This window comes from Gordonia jacobaea (assembly GCF_001186365.1).
Taxonomy (GTDB): domain Bacteria; phylum Actinomycetota; class Actinomycetes; order Mycobacteriales; family Mycobacteriaceae; genus Gordonia; species Gordonia jacobaea.
On the sequence record NZ_LDTZ01000013.1, the window covers coordinates 90,821 to 105,526 of the forward strand.

Annotated in this window: 14 protein-coding genes; 10 read left to right on the forward strand and 4 right to left on the reverse strand. The window is 65.1% G+C overall.

The window, feature by feature from the left end; genetic code table 11:
• Nucleotides 1-16 precede the first annotated feature (16 nt).
• Complete coding sequence (locus ABW18_RS00495; RefSeq protein WP_049697082.1) at nt 17-1,000, forward strand: tyrosine recombinase XerC; 984 nt, start codon at nt 17-19, stop codon at nt 998-1,000.
• 32 nt (nt 1,001-1,032) lie between these two features.
• On the opposite strand, the gene ABW18_RS00500 is transcribed toward ABW18_RS00495, so the two are convergent.
• Complete coding sequence (locus ABW18_RS00500) at nt 1,033-1,608, reverse strand: M23 family metallopeptidase (protein ID WP_049697456.1); 576 nt, start codon at nt 1,606-1,608, stop codon at nt 1,033-1,035.
• A gap of 324 nt (nt 1,609-1,932) precedes the next feature.
• On the opposite strand from ABW18_RS00500, the gene rpsB reads away from it, so the two are divergent.
• Nucleotides 1,933-2,769 (forward strand): 30S ribosomal protein S2, encoded by an 837-nt coding sequence (gene rpsB, locus ABW18_RS00505; protein ID WP_005204976.1) that lies wholly within the window; start codon nt 1,933-1,935, stop codon nt 2,767-2,769.
• A 97-nt stretch (nt 2,770-2,866) separates the two neighbouring features.
• Nucleotides 2,867-3,691, forward strand: a complete 825-nt coding sequence (gene tsf, locus ABW18_RS00510) for a translation elongation factor Ts (RefSeq protein WP_049697083.1) — start codon at nt 2,867-2,869, stop codon at nt 3,689-3,691.
• A 113-nt stretch (nt 3,692-3,804) separates the two neighbouring features.
• Here the strand turns inward: tsf and ABW18_RS00515 are convergent, their stop codons facing one another.
• Nucleotides 3,805-5,499, reverse strand: a complete 1,695-nt coding sequence (locus ABW18_RS00515) for a DHA2 family efflux MFS transporter permease subunit (RefSeq protein WP_049697084.1) — start codon at nt 5,497-5,499, stop codon at nt 3,805-3,807.
• A 14-nt stretch (nt 5,500-5,513) separates the two neighbouring features.
• Complete coding sequence (locus tag ABW18_RS00520; protein ID WP_049697085.1) at nt 5,514-6,935, reverse strand: condensation domain-containing protein; 1,422 nt, start codon at nt 6,933-6,935, stop codon at nt 5,514-5,516.
• A gap of 456 nt (nt 6,936-7,391) precedes the next feature.
• Between ABW18_RS00520 and ABW18_RS00525 the strand changes: the two genes are divergently transcribed.
• From ABW18_RS00525 to ABW18_RS00545, 5 genes are all read left to right on the forward strand, one after another.
• The gene (locus ABW18_RS00525; RefSeq protein WP_049697086.1) at nt 7,392-8,450 is read left to right on the forward strand and encodes an alpha/beta hydrolase; all 1,059 of its coding nucleotides are present in this window, start codon (nt 7,392-7,394) and stop codon (nt 8,448-8,450) included.
• Between the two features lie 50 nt (nt 8,451-8,500).
• Nucleotides 8,501-9,448 carry a glucosyl-3-phosphoglycerate synthase gene (locus ABW18_RS00530; RefSeq protein WP_049697457.1) on the forward strand — a complete coding sequence of 316 codons (948 nt, stop codon included), beginning with the start codon at nt 8,501-8,503 and terminating at the stop codon, nt 9,446-9,448.
• 159 nt (nt 9,449-9,607) lie between these two features.
• Nucleotides 9,608-10,348: a UMP kinase gene (gene pyrH / locus ABW18_RS00535; protein ID WP_049697458.1), complete on the forward strand. Its 741-nt coding sequence runs from the start codon at nt 9,608-9,610 to the stop codon at nt 10,346-10,348.
• 81 nt (nt 10,349-10,429) lie between these two features.
• On the forward strand, nt 10,430-10,987 hold the full coding sequence (frr, locus tag ABW18_RS00540) for a ribosome recycling factor (protein WP_005204967.1): 558 nt from the start codon (nt 10,430-10,432) through the stop codon (nt 10,985-10,987).
• 20 nt (nt 10,988-11,007) lie between these two features.
• Complete coding sequence (locus tag ABW18_RS00545; protein WP_049697459.1) at nt 11,008-11,910, forward strand: phosphatidate cytidylyltransferase; 903 nt, start codon at nt 11,008-11,010, stop codon at nt 11,908-11,910.
• Nucleotides 11,911-11,953: 43 nt separating this feature from the next.
• Here the strand turns inward: ABW18_RS00545 and ABW18_RS00550 are convergent, their stop codons facing one another.
• A complete protein-coding gene (locus ABW18_RS00550; protein ID WP_049697087.1) occupies nt 11,954-12,556 on the reverse strand; it encodes a TetR/AcrR family transcriptional regulator in 603 nt (200 codons plus the stop codon).
• A gap of 122 nt (nt 12,557-12,678) precedes the next feature.
• Between ABW18_RS00550 and ABW18_RS00555 the strand changes: the two genes are divergently transcribed.
• On the forward strand, nt 12,679-13,587 hold the full coding sequence (locus ABW18_RS00555; protein ID WP_049697088.1) for a metal-dependent hydrolase: 909 nt from the start codon (nt 12,679-12,681) through the stop codon (nt 13,585-13,587).
• Nucleotides 13,584-14,669: a PDR/VanB family oxidoreductase gene (locus ABW18_RS00560; RefSeq protein WP_049697089.1), complete on the forward strand. Its 1,086-nt coding sequence runs from the start codon at nt 13,584-13,586 to the stop codon at nt 14,667-14,669. Before ABW18_RS00555 ends, ABW18_RS00560 begins: the two co-directional genes overlap by 4 nt.
• The last annotated feature ends 37 nt before the right edge of the window (nt 14,670-14,706 follow it).

The following is a 14,706-nucleotide window of genomic DNA, read 5'->3' on the forward strand; positions in this document are numbered from 1 at the left end:
TCGTTGTCATCGATCGATGACCATGTCCGTGCTCGACGACTTCGCCGACCATCTGCGACACGAGCGCGGCCGCAGTGAGCACACCATCCGCGCGTACCTGTCGGATGTGCGGGGCCTGATCGCGTTCGCGGGTGCCAGGGGAGTTCGGGTCGGCGACATCGATCTGGCACTGCTGCGGTCCTGGCTGGCAGAACACACTCGACGCGGCGCGGCCCGCACCACCGTCGCGCGTCAGGTCTCGTCGGCAAAGACCTTCTGCGCGTGGGCCTTCAGGGAACAGATCCTCGGCGACGATCCGTCCACCCGGCTACAGGCGCCCAAGGCTCATCGCACACTGCCGCCGATTCTCGCGCCCGACGAGGCCGTCGCCGCGATCGCCGCTGCAGGGCGCCCGAGCCCTGTGTCGGATGGCGATGCTGACGGGGGCGATGTCGGCGGGGGTGACGCCGGCGGGGGCGGTCCCGACGCTCGAGGCGACCTCCGTGAGAGTGACGACCCCATCGCTCTTCGGGACGTCGCGATTCTGGAGTTGTTGTACGCCACGGGGATTCGCGTCGGCGAGTTGTGCGGTCTGAACATCGAGGACATCGACGCTCACCGTCGAGTGGTGCGCGTGATCGGGAAGGGCAACAAAGAGCGAACGGTGCCCTACGGCGCGCCCGCGGCGAAAGCCGTTGCCCGCTGGCTTCGCGACGGTCGACCGTCGTTGGTGGGGCCACGGTCAGGAGAAGCGCTGCTCCTCGGCGCGCGCGGTGGACGCCTCGATCAGCGTATGGCTCGCAGCGTCGTGCACCGAGCCGTCGAGGCCGCGGGCGGACCGTCGATGGGACCACACGGTCTCCGACATTCCGCCGCGACCCACCTCCTCGAAGGCGGCGCCGATCTCCGTGTGGTCCAAGAACTCCTCGGCCACGCGTCGTTGGCGACCACGCAGCTCTACACGCACGTCAGCGTCGAACGTCTGCGTGCGGCCCACCGTCAGGCGCATCCACGGGCGTGATCCGGGAGGCGTCCTCCGAAATGCCCTGCCCATCAGCCGTCGAGCGGTTTGAGGCGCACCCTCACGGCGCCGAGTAGTCCGAGCGGGTCGACGTAGTCGGCGGTCCGCCCCGCGCCGCGTCGTGCGCCCCAGTGCAGGCAGGCGGTCGCCGGACATCCGGGATGTCCGGCCAGAGCCGTGCCGATAGCTGTCCCGCGACTCACGCGATCTCCGCGCCGAACCGTCGGACGGACCGGCTCGTACGTGGTGATCAGGCCGTCGGGATGCTGGATCGACACCGTCGACTTGCCGCCGACCTCACCCGCGAACCGGACCACGCCGTCGCCTGCCGCCAGAACCTGCGCGCCGTCGACGACGGCGAGGTCGACGCCGCGGTGGCCTGCATGCCATCGCTGATCCGGCTCGTCGAATCCGGTGACCACTGTTGGCTTGGGAACGAGCGGGGCGGTGTAGGTGGGCGGACGGGCGGAGGCCAATGACGGAACGCCGATCAGGAGTGCGCTGGTCAGGGCGATGTCGGTGAGGACGACGAGCAGTCGTCGGACAATCGGGAGACGCTCCGGTGGGTCGTCGGAGTGGTAGTGGGTCGGCGTGACGTCGGTGGTCATGTCGACTCTGCGCGTGTCCATGCTGACTCTGACGCACGCGCGAGGCGGAAAGGTCCATCGGCGCGAGAATTTCTCCCGCGGTGGGCTGTGCAGGGGGCGTTTTGGGTTCTGAACTGCGGCGGCGTAAGCTGAAGGGGCATCTCATCTGCGGATGAGGTGACTTCGCGCGCCTGCATCAGGCAATGCACCACGGCAACCACGGTCGCGTGTGAGAGCCGACAAACTCGCGTGGGCGGTCCCGGACACCCGGGTCCGCGCGACGCAGGCGCCAGGATCGTCATCACCCGATGGCGATGTCAACTGCACACAAAGGATAGAAGACTCATGGCTGTCGTAACCATGAAGCAGCTGCTTGACAGCGGCGCACACTTCGGGCATCAGACCCGCCGTTGGAACCCGAAGATGAAGCGTTTCATCTTCACCGACCGCAACGGCATCTACATCATCGATTTGCAGCAGACGCTGACCTACATCGACAAGGCCTACGAGTTCGTCAAGGAGACCGTCGCCCACGGCGGCACCATCCTGTTCGTCGGCACCAAGAAGCAGGCTCAGGAGTCGATCGCTGCTGAGGCCACCCGCGTCGGCATGCCCTACGTGAACCAGCGCTGGCTCGGCGGCATGCTCACCAACTTCCAGACCGTTCACAAGCGTCTGCAGCGTCTCAAGGAACTCGAGACCATGGAGCAGACCGGCGGTTTCGAGGGTCGCACCAAGAAAGAAATCCTGATGCTGACCCGCGAGAAGAACAAGCTCGAGCGGACACTCGGCGGTATCCGGGATATGGCCAAGGTGCCTTCTGCCATTTGGGTGGTGGACACCAACAAGGAGCACATTGCTGTCGGTGAGGCACGCAAGCTCAACATCCCGGTCATCGCGATCCTCGACACCAACTGCGATCCCGACCTCGTCGACTACCCGATCCCGGGTAACGACGACGCGATCCGCAGTGCTGCTCTGCTCACCCGCGTCGTGGCCTCGGCCGTCGCCGAGGGTGTTCAGGCTCGTGCTGGCCAGGCTTCCTCGGACGCCAAGCCCGACGCCGCCGCAGGCGAGCCCCTCGCCGAGTGGGAGCAGGAGCTGCTGACCCAGGCTGCCGCACCGGCGGCCGAGGTTGCTGCCGAGGCTCCCGCCGCGACGGAGCCGCCCGCTACCGCCTGACGCGCGTAGCCGATAGTCACCGGCGGGTGCTCGCAGGATCCCTCCGGATTCTGCGGGCACCTGCACCGTTTAACCACTTGAAGGAGGCTCGCCAACGATGGCGAACTACACCGCAGCCGATGTGAAGCGTCTCCGTGAGCTCACCGGTTCAGGCATGTTGGACTGCAAGAAGGCCCTCGAGAACAACGACGGCGACTTCGACAAGGCTGTCGAGGAGCTCCGTATCAAGGGTGCCAAGGACGTGGGCAAGCGCGCCGAGCGCTCCACCGCCGAAGGCCTCGTCGCCGCCAAGGGCGGCGCGATGATCGAGCTCAACTCCGAGACCGACTTCGTCGCGAAGAACGCCGAGTTCCAGGCGCTCGCCGACCAGGTTCTCGATTCCGCACTGGTCGCAAAGACCAGCGACATCGAGGAGCTCAAGGCAGCCAAGCTCGGTGACGGCACCGTTGCCGATGCCGTGCAGGCGCTCTCGGCCAAGATCGGCGAGAAGCTCGAACTGCGCCGCGTCGTCTACTACGACGGACCCGTCGCCGTGTACCTGCACAAGCGTGCGTCCGATCTGCCTCCCGCTGTCGGCGTTCTCGTGTCCTACGACGGTGACGGCGAAGCCGCCGCCGAGGCTGCGCGCAATGCCGCACAGCAGGTTGCTGCTCTCAAGGCGCGTTACGCCACCCGCGACGAGGTCCCTGCGGACGTCGTCGAGAACGAGCGTCGCATCGCCGAGGAGACCGCCAAGGCAGAAGGCAAGCCGGAGAAGGCTCTCCCGAAGATCGTCGAAGGCCGTCTGACCGGATTCTTCAAGGACTCGGTCCTCATCGACCAGCCCTTCGTGAAGGACTCCAAGAAGACCGTCAAGAACGTTCTCGACGAGTCGGGCGCCACCGTCAAGGCGTTCACGCGCTTCGAGGTCGGCCAGTCCTAAAGCACTAGCGCCAACTACCGGCGCAGGCACGACCACCAACGCCCGCATCCGAATTCGGATGCGGGCGTTGGTGATTCGGGACCTGGTCCGGTCTGTCGATCGGCCCTGGGTGGTCAGCCGGCCCTGCGACGCCCGAGCGCGAGCGACAGCACGGCGATGACACAGCCGAGGATCGCGAGGACCCAGAGAGTTGCTCGGAATGCGCCCATGAAACTCTGTGCCGCGACGTGCCTGCCCGCGATCTTGAGTTCGGGCGCCGCCTGCCGTGCGACAGTGGCAGCAACGCCCTGCTGGGCAGATCCCGACGTCGAGCAACCCGGTGCGGGACGTTCGGGATGCGCCGAACTCAGTTGAGCCGACGCGCAGTCGGCGAAACGGTCGGCCACCGCACTGCGGAACATCGGGTCGACGTCAGTGCTCTCGAGTGCCGACGACAGTTCAGCGCGCGCGGCGGGAACCGCCTCGACCGACTGGGCCGACACCTGACCGAAGAAGAAGATGGTGACCACGGCCAGTCCGATCGACGCGCCGATCTGTTGCACCGTCGGTACGCAGCCCGACGCGGAACCGATGTTCTGTTCGTTCGTGTCGGAGAGAATTGCCGTTTGCAGTGGTGCGATGAAGAATCCCGTGCCGATACCGCCGACGACGAGCGGTGCGATGACGGCCGCCACCGACAACGACGCGGACTGTGGTTCCAATTCTGCTGCGAGCCAGGCAAGTCCGGCCGACAGGATCAGGACACCGATACACAGTGTGCGTGCTGGACCGAGTCGACGAACCAAGAGCGGCGAAGCGATAGAACCCGCGGCCGCCCCAATGGCGAACGGCAGCGCAAGCAGGCCCGTGCGCAGCGCCGAGTAGCCGAGCCCGAACTGAGTCGCGACCGACACCGTGAAGAAGAATCCCGCGAAGACGCTGAAGAAGAGCAGCGACAGAAGCAGCCCCACCGAGAAACGTCGAGACGCGAAGAGGTCCAGACGAAGCAGGGGAGCGCCGCCACTACGCAGCAGGCGTCGTTCGACGACGATAAACAACCCCAGCAGGACGACGGCCGCCCCCATCATCGCCCACAGGCGCGGTGGCCAGTTCTGTTCGCGGCCCACCGCCAACGGGTAGAGCAGCAGGAAGAGGCCCGCGGTCGACAGCGCCACACCCACGAGATCGAGCCGCGGCGGATCGGCGTCGCGCATCTGTGGAAGTCGACGGCCCGCGAGGATGCATGCGACGAGTCCGATCGGGACGTTGACGAAGAAGATCGCTCGCCAGCCCCAGCCGAACAGGTCGCCGGTCACCAGTAGTCCGCCGAGCACCGGGCCCAACATGGCGGCCAGCCCCGCGACCGCGCCGTAGATGCCGAACACGGCACCGTGGCGCGATTTGGGAAACAGCGCCGCGATCAGCGCCAGGGTCTGCGCCGACATCAGCGCAGCACTCATACCCTGGGCGCCTCGACAGATGATCAGCTCGAGTGGACTGCGAGCCAACCCGCACAGCACCGAGGTGACCGTGAACGCGACCATCGCGAAGATGAACATCCGACGTCGCCCGAGCCGGCCACCGAGTGTCGCGGCAGTCAGCAGTGTGCAGGCGAAGGCCAGCGTGTAGACGCTCAGGACGAACAACTGCTCCGACGTCGCCGCGCCGAGGTCGACTGTGAGGTCGGGAAGCGCGATGTTGACGATCGTCGTGTCCAACATCTGCATGAACACGCCGAGCAGACACCCCGCCAGCGCCAGCCATGCGGCACGTGTCGGGGTGTCGGGTGCCGTACTCGACGACACCACCGGGGTGGTGTTGGCAGCCATCCGGCTACGACCGGTCAGTTCGCGGCGGGTAGCTCGGGCTGGTAGTCGCCCTGGTCGGCCACTGCCCGCATGATCTTCTTGACCTTCTCGGTGTAGAGCGCGAGCGAGTCACGGCCCTCCGCGGTGTCGGGGAACAAGAAGGTCATCGACGTCTGGTCGTTGAACCTGTTGACCCACATGAACACCTCTTCGCTACTGCCGCGATTGCCGTAGAGACAGCCGTTGATGGCATCGAAGAGGTCGACTCCGGGTAGTTTGCGGACGTCGATGTAGGAGAACATCGGCACCGTCCATCCCACGGGGATGTCGACGGCGTCGTCGTCGGAGACCAACTGTGCCACGCGATGCAGCGACACGTCGGTCAGATCCTTGCCGGCCGTATAGCTCTGTCCTGCCAGGGCGGCGACGTCGGTGAAATTCGCACCGGGCGTGACCGCGATCGGCACGGGAATGAGGCTGGTGAACCAACCGACTGAGTTCAGCTCGGCGCCGACTGCGCGAGTGCTCTTCGGTGTCATCGCGAGATACTCTGCGGCACCGGTGAATTCGCAGTAGGCGATGGCGGCCACCGCGAGGAGTCCCGCGGTCATGTTGGCGCCGTTCTCCTTGCAGATCTTCTCGAATCGCTGTGCGGCGGACTCGTCGAACACGTTCTCCGTCACGTGCCCGCTGCGTGTGTAGCCTTCGGACTCGGTACCGAGAGGCAGCGGGAAATGCGGTAGCTCGCCACCATTGTTTTGGATCAACTCGACCCACCGGCGCACCTCGGGTGAGTCGGTGGTCAGGTCCCGGGACACGCTGCGCTCATGCTCGCAATAACGCAGGTAGCTTCCTATTTCAGGAAGTGGGTTCTTGAGTCCGAATGCCTCGTTGGAATACAGCGTGATCAGCTCGACGCACGTGAGCGCCTGTGAAATACCGTCGGTATTGAGATGGTCGACGGCCGCATACAGGGTGAAACCGCCATCCCATTCGATTGTTCCAAATGTGAAACAGTTCCAGTGAAATGGTCCGGGTGTGATGTCCGAAATGAGGGTCCGGATCTCTTCTGCCGTCCCGATGGTGCCGTGGTCGGTGGCCGACAGTTCGACGATCTCGGGCTCGACGACGTGCCGGGCGATCGATCCGTCTTTCTCCGCCGAGAACCAGGAGAGGTAGGTGTCGTGCCTGCGCAGGAACGTGGTGACCGCGCGCTCGAGTGCGCCGCGATCGAGCGGTGTCTGAAAATCGAAGGCTTCCAAGCAAAGTCGGGAGAATCGGAATCCGGCCGACTCGTTGCGCAGCGCGGCGTTGAGGTATTCCTCTTGCTGGTGTGACGCGGGTACCGGATGTACCGGCGCCTTGGATCCCGCGGCGACCGCCTCGGGGGAGAGTGTCCAACTCGTCACCGCGCCCGCGCGTGGCTGCCATTCGTCGATCAGGCCGAACTTGACCATCGATAAAACCTCAATTCACTTTGGTGATGGATGAGTAGGGGCCCCGACTTCCCTTCATCTCACGACGGAAATTGTCACGTCACGCAATATCGAACCGACGGTACCGTAACAAGTGAATTGCCGCAATTGTTGGGACTCGCGATTGAAGTGTGAAAACCGTTGGTCGCCAAGAGAACTGAACTGGGTCAAACGACCAATGCGGCTGTTTCGCGACCGTGGGTATTGGGTCGATAGACCAGCTTCTTGTGTCTTTCTTCAACAGGTGGACAACCGGATATCGCGTACGGCACACTGCCGAATCGGGGCTCCTTCGCTGCTTTTTCGTGATCGCAGATGTCCGGACGGCGAAGGCGGGGTTGTCACGCGCCAGGCGACGTGGAAAGTCAGACGTGGAGCGTGGCGTCGGCCAGCGACGGACATCGAATCTGGCCAGACGGTGGATGTGGGGAGAAGCGAGTGAAGTCAGCAGGTTCGAAGTCCGACGCGGGAGCATGTCGTGACAGGGCACTCGGCGCGCGATCGTGGCGCACGTGCGTCGTCGTGATCGCAGCCGCGGCTTGTGCGCTCGGTGGTGGCGTCGTCGGAGCTCCGGTGGCGATCGCCGAACCGGGCGGTGCGCGCATCGTGTCGGAGAATGTCGTCGCGCCCACCGAGATCGACATAGAGGTGGCTTCGCCGGCGATGCGTCGGTCGGTGCCGGTGAAAGTGATTCCCGCTCGCAGCGGTTCGTCGGCTCCTACGCTCTATCTCCTCAATGGCGCCGCGGGTGGCGACGACGGGAGCAGTTGGTTCGACCAGACCGACATCCGAACATTTTTTGCGAACGAGGACGTGAATGTGGTCGTGCCGATGGGTGGTGCAGCGAGCTACTTCACCGATTGGCAGCGCACCGACCCCAAGCTCGGTGTGCAGAAGTGGGCCACCTTCCTCACCGCGGAGCTTCCCTCGGTCGTCGACAAGCGATTCGACGGCAACGGTCGTAACGCCATCGCCGGAATCTCCATGGCGGGAACGTCGGTGTTCCAGTTGTCCTTGCACGCGCCGACGCTGTACCGCGCACTCGGGTCGTTCAGCGGCTGCGCCCAGACCAGCGATCCGGCTGGCCAGGCGGCGGTGCGGTTGGTCGTCGAAGGCCGCGGTGGCGGCAACACCGTGAACATGTGGGGGCCGCCGTCGGCTCCGGCGTGGCGCGACAACGATCCCTACCTGCACGTCGAGCAGTTCCGAGGCAAGTCTGTCTACGTCTCCAACGGCTCCGGAGTTCCCGGTCGTTACGACACGATCAACGGTCCCGGTATCGATGGCAACGGGCAGAAGCTCGCCGAGCAACTCGCGGTCGGCGCGGTCATCGAGACGGCAACCGATCAGTGCTCGCGCAACCTGGCGCGTCGGATGCGCGAGGTCGGCGTGCCCGCGACATTCCACTTCTATGAGGGCGGCACGCACGCCTGGCCGTACTGGCAGGACGAACTGCACCGGGCATGGCCGCAGTTCAGGGCGGCGCTGAAGCGATGAGCGGGCAGCGGTCGGTCAACGGGGCGTCGGGTTCCGACTCCCAGCCGTCGATGACGATCTCGACGTCGGAAGGTGCGGCCACCTGGCTGGAGTCCAACACGTGGGAGCGCCCGGACTTCTCGGTCGACGAACTCGTCGATGCGAAAGCAGGGCGGACGATCTCCGTCGTGCTGCCCGCACTCAACGAAGAGCGGACGGTCGGCAGCGTCGTCGATGCCATACTGCCGCTGGTAGGCACGTTGGTCGATGAGCTCGTCGTGGTCGACTCCGGGTCCACCGACGCGACCATCGAGGTCGCGCGGGCGGCGGGAGCCAGGGTGGAAACGCGGGAGTCCGCACTCGAGGGCATCCCGGTCGTCGACGGCAAGGGCGAGGTGCTGTGGCGATCGCTGGCGACGACGACCGGCGACATCGTCGTGTTCGTCGACAGCGACCTGGTCGACCCGGACCCGACGTATGTGCCCAGGCTGGTCGGCCCGCTCCTCACCACGCCCGACCTTCACCTGGTGAAGGGCTACTACCGGCGACCGCTCATGGGTGTCGACGGGGTCGATCCTTCGGGCGGAGGACGGGTGACCGAACTCACCGTGCGACCGCTGATCGCGGCACTGTGTCCGCCGCTGTGCGGGTTGATACAGCCCCTCGCGGGCGAGTACGCAGCAACTCGAGAGCTGCTGACGTCCATTCCGTTCGCTCCCGGTTACGGCGTCGAGATCGGAATCGTGCTCGACACCCTCGCCCGTCATGGCATCGATGCCATCGGTCAGGTCAACCTCGGCCTGCGGATACATCGCAATCGTCCTCTCCACGAACTGGGGCCGATGTCGCGCCAGATCGTCGCCACTTTCCTGTCTCGAGTGGGAATCGGTGATTCCGGGAGTCCTCTCGTCGCGTTCGTGATGGAGGGCGATGGCGTACACAGTCCGCGTCGTTCGTATCCGGTTCTCGACGACAGACCTGCGCTGCGGAGCCTGTTCGCCGCTGTTCATCGTCGCTGAGCTGCTCGTTCACCTTCACGTCACTGCCTGATGCCCCGCTGTGCCCGCGTCCGGCGGGCTCGAGCCGCGCACGAACGGGTCTCGATCGGCGACCGCGATCACGAGGACGGCGACGTCCCCATAAGATGAACGAGGCGAACCGACGAGTTGAGGATGTTGATGAGCGAAACCCCCGAGTCCCCGGAATCTGCACGCCCCGGCTACCACCGCGTATTGCTGAAGCTCGGCGGCGAGATGTTCGGGGGTGGTCAGGTCGGTCTCGATCCTGACGTTCTGAGCACAGTCGCAGATCAGATCGCCGAGGTGGTCAATTCGGGCGTTCAGGTCGCAGTGGTCATTGGTGGCGGCAATTTCTTCCGAGGTGCCGAACTCCAGCAGCGCGGCCTCGACCGCGCCCGATCCGACTACATGGGCATGTTGGGCACGGTGATGAACTGTCTCGCCCTGCAGGACTTCCTGGAAAAGCGGGGGATCAGCACCCGCGTGCAGACGGCCATCACGATGGGCCAGGTCGCCGAGCCCTACCTTCCGCTGCGTGCGCAACGACACCTCGAGAAGGGTCGGGTCGTGATCTTCGGGGCAGGCATGGGCATGCCGTACTTCTCGACTGACACGACCGCGGCTCAGCGGGCGCTGGAGATCAAGGCAGAGGTCGTCCTCATGGCGAAGGCCGTCGACGGCGTCTACAGCGATGACCCGCGCACCAACCCGGATGCGACGCTGTATCGCGAGGTCACCCACCGCGAGGTGCTCGACAAGGAGCTCAAGGTCGCCGACGCGACTGCTTTCAGTCTCTGTATGGACAACAAGATGCCGATGCTCGTGTTCAATCTCTTGGAGAAGGGCAACATCGCGCGGGCGGTTGCCGGCGAGCGTATTGGCACACTGGTCAGCACGTAAGCCGACCCACGGGCAAACCCCCGACGCGGCCAGCCAGGCACTGACGAGAACCGGCAACAACGACGAGGACCAGGAACCGACATGATTGACGACGCATTGTTCGACGCCGAGGAGAAGATGGAGAAGGCGGTCGGCGTGGCGCGCGAGGACATGGGGTCCATCCGGACCGGTCGCGCGAATCCCTCGATGTTCAACAAGATCCACATCGAGTACTACGGCGCTCTGACCCCCGTCACCCAGGTCGCATCGATCACGACTCCCGAAGCCCGACTGGTCGTCATCAAGCCCTACGAGCCGTCGAGTCTGCGCGACATCGAGACCGCGATCCGCAATTCCGACCTCGGCGTGAACCCGACCAACGACGGAAACCTGATTCGCGTCGCCATCCCGCAGCTGACCGAGGATCGCCGCAAGGAACTCGTGAAGCAGGCGAAGGGCAAGGGTGAGGACGCCAAGGTCGCGATCCGCAACATCCGCCGCAAGACCGTCGACGAACTCAAGCGCATCCAGAAGGACGGCGAGGCGGGCGAGGACGAGGTGTCGCGCGCCGAGAAGGAGCTCGACAAGACGACCGCAGGCTATGTGCACCAGGTTGACGAGCTGGTCAAGCACAAGGAATCCGAATTGCTCGAGGTGTGACCGAGGAGCCGACGCATCCCATGTCCGACGATTCAGCGACGAATCGCGACGACGGCAGTACCAGCGCAGCGGAGCCGACGAGTTCTGCAGAGGCGGAGCCGAAGAAGTCGCGCGCGGGGCGTGATCTCCCGGCAGCCCTGGGGGTCGGCTTCTCGTTGGGTATCGGGATCATCCTGATCCTGCTGTTCGCGCCGAAACTCTGGTACGTCGTCGTGGCGGTGGCATTCGCGATCGCGACGTGGGAGGTGAGCAAACGCCTACGCGACGGCGGGTACGACGTTGCGTTGCCGCCGCTACTCGTCGGCGGGCAGGCGATCATCTGGTCGAGTTGGCCATGGGGGACGACCGGCGTCCTGGTCGCGTTTGTGGGCACGCTCCTGGTGATGATGGTGTGGATGTTGTTGGCGCAGGGGATCACTCACGCGCCGGTGAACTATCTGAAGAATCTGTCTGCGAGCGTGCTCGTGCTGGCGTGGTTGCCGCTGCTGGCCTCGTTCGGCGCGATGATGGTCGTCCAAGACCACGGCGCCGCTCGCGTCGCCACCCTGATGGTTGTCGTCGTCTGCTCCGACGTCGGCGGTTACGCGGCCGGAGTGCTCTTCGGCAAGCACCCGATGGCACCGGCAATCAGCCCGAAGAAATCGTGGGAGGGCCTCGCCGGCTCGCTCGTGGTCGGCACGGCGGGCGCGATCGGCTGCGTGGTCTTGCTACTCGACAGCCAGTGGTGGATCGGAATGATCCTCGGACCTGTTCTTGTCGTCTGCGCGACACTCGGCGACCTCGTCGAGTCCCAGATCAAACGGGACCTGGGCATCAAGGACATGGGCACGCTGTTGCCGGGACACGGCGGGATCATGGATCGTCTCGACTCGCTGCTTCCGTCGGCATTCATCGTGTGGTGCGTACTCACCGCACTGCTCTGACCGCCTCTGCCGCAACGTCGTTTCGGTGGTCCCTGGGGGCCTTTCAGCCCGGGCCGGCGATCGCGAGTAGGTGGTCGCGTGCGAACTTCTCGACGTCGGCGTAGTTCGTCAGCGGTACACGCACCTCGGGCGTCAGCAGGATGGAGTGCGTGATGCGCACCAGAATTTCGGCGCGCGATGCCAATTCGTCGTCGTCGAGTGCGACATCGGGGGTGCGCAAGATGTCGGCGGTTGCCTCGACGGCGGCGGCCAGGATGAACGATCCGTTGAGCGTCAACTGCTCCAGCACCGACGCGGGCTCGAGTTCGATGAGTCGGTTCCACACCGGGTTGCCGCGCACCGTCGTCACCGTCGTGGCGAATGCGGTCACCACCCTGTCGGCATAGGTCTCCGCGGCGTCGGCCGCCGCGCGTACGTCGGCGAACAGTCGCGATGCCTCGCGGATGAGAACCGCGGTCAAGACCTCGTTGCGCCCGCCGATGCGGCGGTACACGGTGACACGTCCGACGCCCGCTCGCTTCGCGATGTCGTCGACCGTCGCACGACGGATTCCGATGTCGGCGAAGACGTCGAGGGCGGCGTCGAGAATCGGGTCGGATGCGGTGTCGACGCCCGCCCCCGTGGTGAACAAACCGGGCACGGACATGGTGTCAGCCTAAACGACCGAGCTATTGAAACACTGAGTCAATCTATGTTTCACTGTTCGCGTCAGGAAGGTGACGCGACTCACGCAGGCGTCGCCCCGAGTTGGCACGAGGAGGAGGGTCCGTGACGCAAGCACAGCCACAGGCACACCGGGCGCGCACACGCGAGTACGAGCAGGAAGCGTTGGCGATCAATGCTCGTCCGGTTCGATTCGACTGGAGCGGCGTGCCGCTGGAGTACATCCCCGGCGAGCCGTACGCGACGCACTTCTGGAATGTCATGCACCTCGTCTTGCCCGAGGGTGAACGAGCCATGGCTGATGTCTTCGCGCAGGCGCTCGCATTCATCGACGACCCACGATTGCGGGAGGAGGTCGTCGGATTCGTCGGCCAGGAGGCCACGCACGCGTCGTCGCACGAGGGATTCCGAAAGTACCTGATCGCCAACGGGGTCGAGATCGGTCCGGTGATGGCGCGCATCGAGTTCGCCGTCGAGAAGATCTTCGGCGACCACGGCATCACCGACGGCCGTGCCAGCAGGGCGTGGTTGTCGGAGCGCCTCGGAATCTACGCGGCTGCAGAGCATTTCACAGCGGTGGTGGGTGAGTGGCTGCTCGACAACACGGCTTTCGACGACATCGGCGTCGACCCGACGATGCTTGACCTGCTCCGATGGCACGGTGCTGAAGAACTCGAACATCGAAACGTCGCATTCGATGCATTCCAGTACGTCGACGGGGGCTACTTCCGTCGTGCTCGGACTGCACTCATCGCGTCGACAGGACTTGCCGCACTGTGGTTTTCGACAGCCGCGTACCTCTACCGCAATGACGCAACCATCGCTCGACGCCGCCCGTGGCCCGTGGCGTTCGCACGAGCGGCACGCAGGCACATGATTCCCGGAGTCTCGTTCCTGTTCGAGCAGATCTACCTGTACCTCCGCCCGGGATTCCACCCGTCGACCATGGGAGACATCGACAAAGCCGTTCGCTATCTTGCGATCTCGCCCGCGGCGCGAGCGGCAGAGCAATGAACTACCTTCCGTCGCCCACGACCGACGTCGACAATCCGACGCCGGTCCTGCGTGAGATCCACCGGTTGGCGCGGGGCTATTCGCGCGTCTTCGCGCAGGCGCGGTTCGCCGAACGCCTTTCGCGGCCGAACCCGGTGCGTCGCGTCGGATTCGACATGCGACTCGACGTGGTCGAGAGTGTCGAGGCCGTCGACGGGGTGCGCCTGATCACCCTCGCCCGACCTGACCGCTCGGCTTTGCCCGCCTGGAGTCCCGGCGCCCACATCGACGTGTTCACCTCGACCGACCGTCAACGCCACTACTCGCTCACCGGCGATCCCGCCGACACCACCACCTATCGAATCGCGGTGCGGCGCATACCCGGCGGGCTCGGCTCTGCGGAGATGCACCTGCTGCGAGCTGGTGATCAGTTGCGGATTCGGGGACCGCGCAACGCCTTCAACTTCGCCGCCACAACACGGTGTCTCTTCGTTGCCGGCGGGATCGGCATCACCCCGATCCTGCCGATGGTGCGCGAGGCACATGCGCGCGGTCTCGACTGGCGACTCGTCTACACCGGCCGATCACGGGCGACGATGCCGTTTCTCGACGAGCTGCTCGCACTCGACGGCGACCGGGTACGCGTCCATACCGACGACGTCGACGGCCCTCCCGACATCGCCGACGTCCTCGGTATCGGTATCGGCAGCGACAGGGAGGCCGGGCCGATCTACCTCTGCGGACCGTCGAGCATGCTCGCCGCGGCACGACAACTCGTCATGGAGCGAGCTCCCCGCCGCGAATTACACAGCGAAAGATTCAGTCCACCACCGGTTGTCGACGGCGAGCCGTTCCGTATCGACTTCGCGTCAGGGGGTTCGGTCGACGTCGCTTCAGACGAGAGCGCCCTCGCGGCGATCCGCCGTGTGCGACCCGACGTGCGCTACTCGTGCCAGCAGGGCTTCTGCGGGGCGTGTCGGGTGCGCGTGCTCGCCGGAGCCGTCGAGCACCACGACCGCGTGCTGATCGGTGACGAACGTGACGATTCGATGATGATCTGCGTCTCGCGCGCAGCAGACGACCACGTTGTCGTCGACCTCTAGGAGGAACCGTAGTGCACTCTTCAGCTCGACAAGACCC

Excerpts from the sequence above, each read along its gene's own strand:
- ABW18_RS00495 (WP_049697082.1), top strand. The coding sequence starts at position 17 with ATGACCATGTCCGTGCTCGACGACTTCGCCGACCATCTGCGACACGAG.
- ABW18_RS00500 (WP_049697456.1), bottom strand. The coding sequence starts at position 1,608 with ATGACCACCGACGTCACGCCGACCCACTACCACTCCGACGACCCACCG.
- rpsB (WP_005204976.1), top strand. The coding sequence starts at position 1,933 with ATGGCTGTCGTAACCATGAAGCAGCTGCTTGACAGCGGCGCACACTTC.
- tsf (WP_049697083.1), top strand. The coding sequence starts at position 2,867 with ATGGCGAACTACACCGCAGCCGATGTGAAGCGTCTCCGTGAGCTCACC.
- ABW18_RS00515 (WP_049697084.1), bottom strand. The coding sequence starts at position 5,499 with ATGGCTGCCAACACCACCCCGGTGGTGTCGTCGAGTACGGCACCCGAC.
- ABW18_RS00520 (WP_049697085.1), bottom strand. The coding sequence starts at position 6,935 with ATGGTCAAGTTCGGCCTGATCGACGAATGGCAGCCACGCGCGGGCGCG.
- ABW18_RS00530 (WP_049697457.1), top strand. The coding sequence starts at position 8,501 with ATGACGATCTCGACGTCGGAAGGTGCGGCCACCTGGCTGGAGTCCAAC.
- pyrH (WP_049697458.1), top strand. The coding sequence starts at position 9,608 with ATGAGCGAAACCCCCGAGTCCCCGGAATCTGCACGCCCCGGCTACCAC.
- frr (WP_005204967.1), top strand. The coding sequence starts at position 10,430 with ATGATTGACGACGCATTGTTCGACGCCGAGGAGAAGATGGAGAAGGCG.
- ABW18_RS00545 (WP_049697459.1), top strand. The coding sequence starts at position 11,008 with ATGTCCGACGATTCAGCGACGAATCGCGACGACGGCAGTACCAGCGCA.
- ABW18_RS00550 (WP_049697087.1), bottom strand. The coding sequence starts at position 12,556 with ATGTCCGTGCCCGGTTTGTTCACCACGGGGGCGGGCGTCGACACCGCA.
- ABW18_RS00560 (WP_049697089.1), top strand. The coding sequence starts at position 13,584 with ATGAACTACCTTCCGTCGCCCACGACCGACGTCGACAATCCGACGCCG.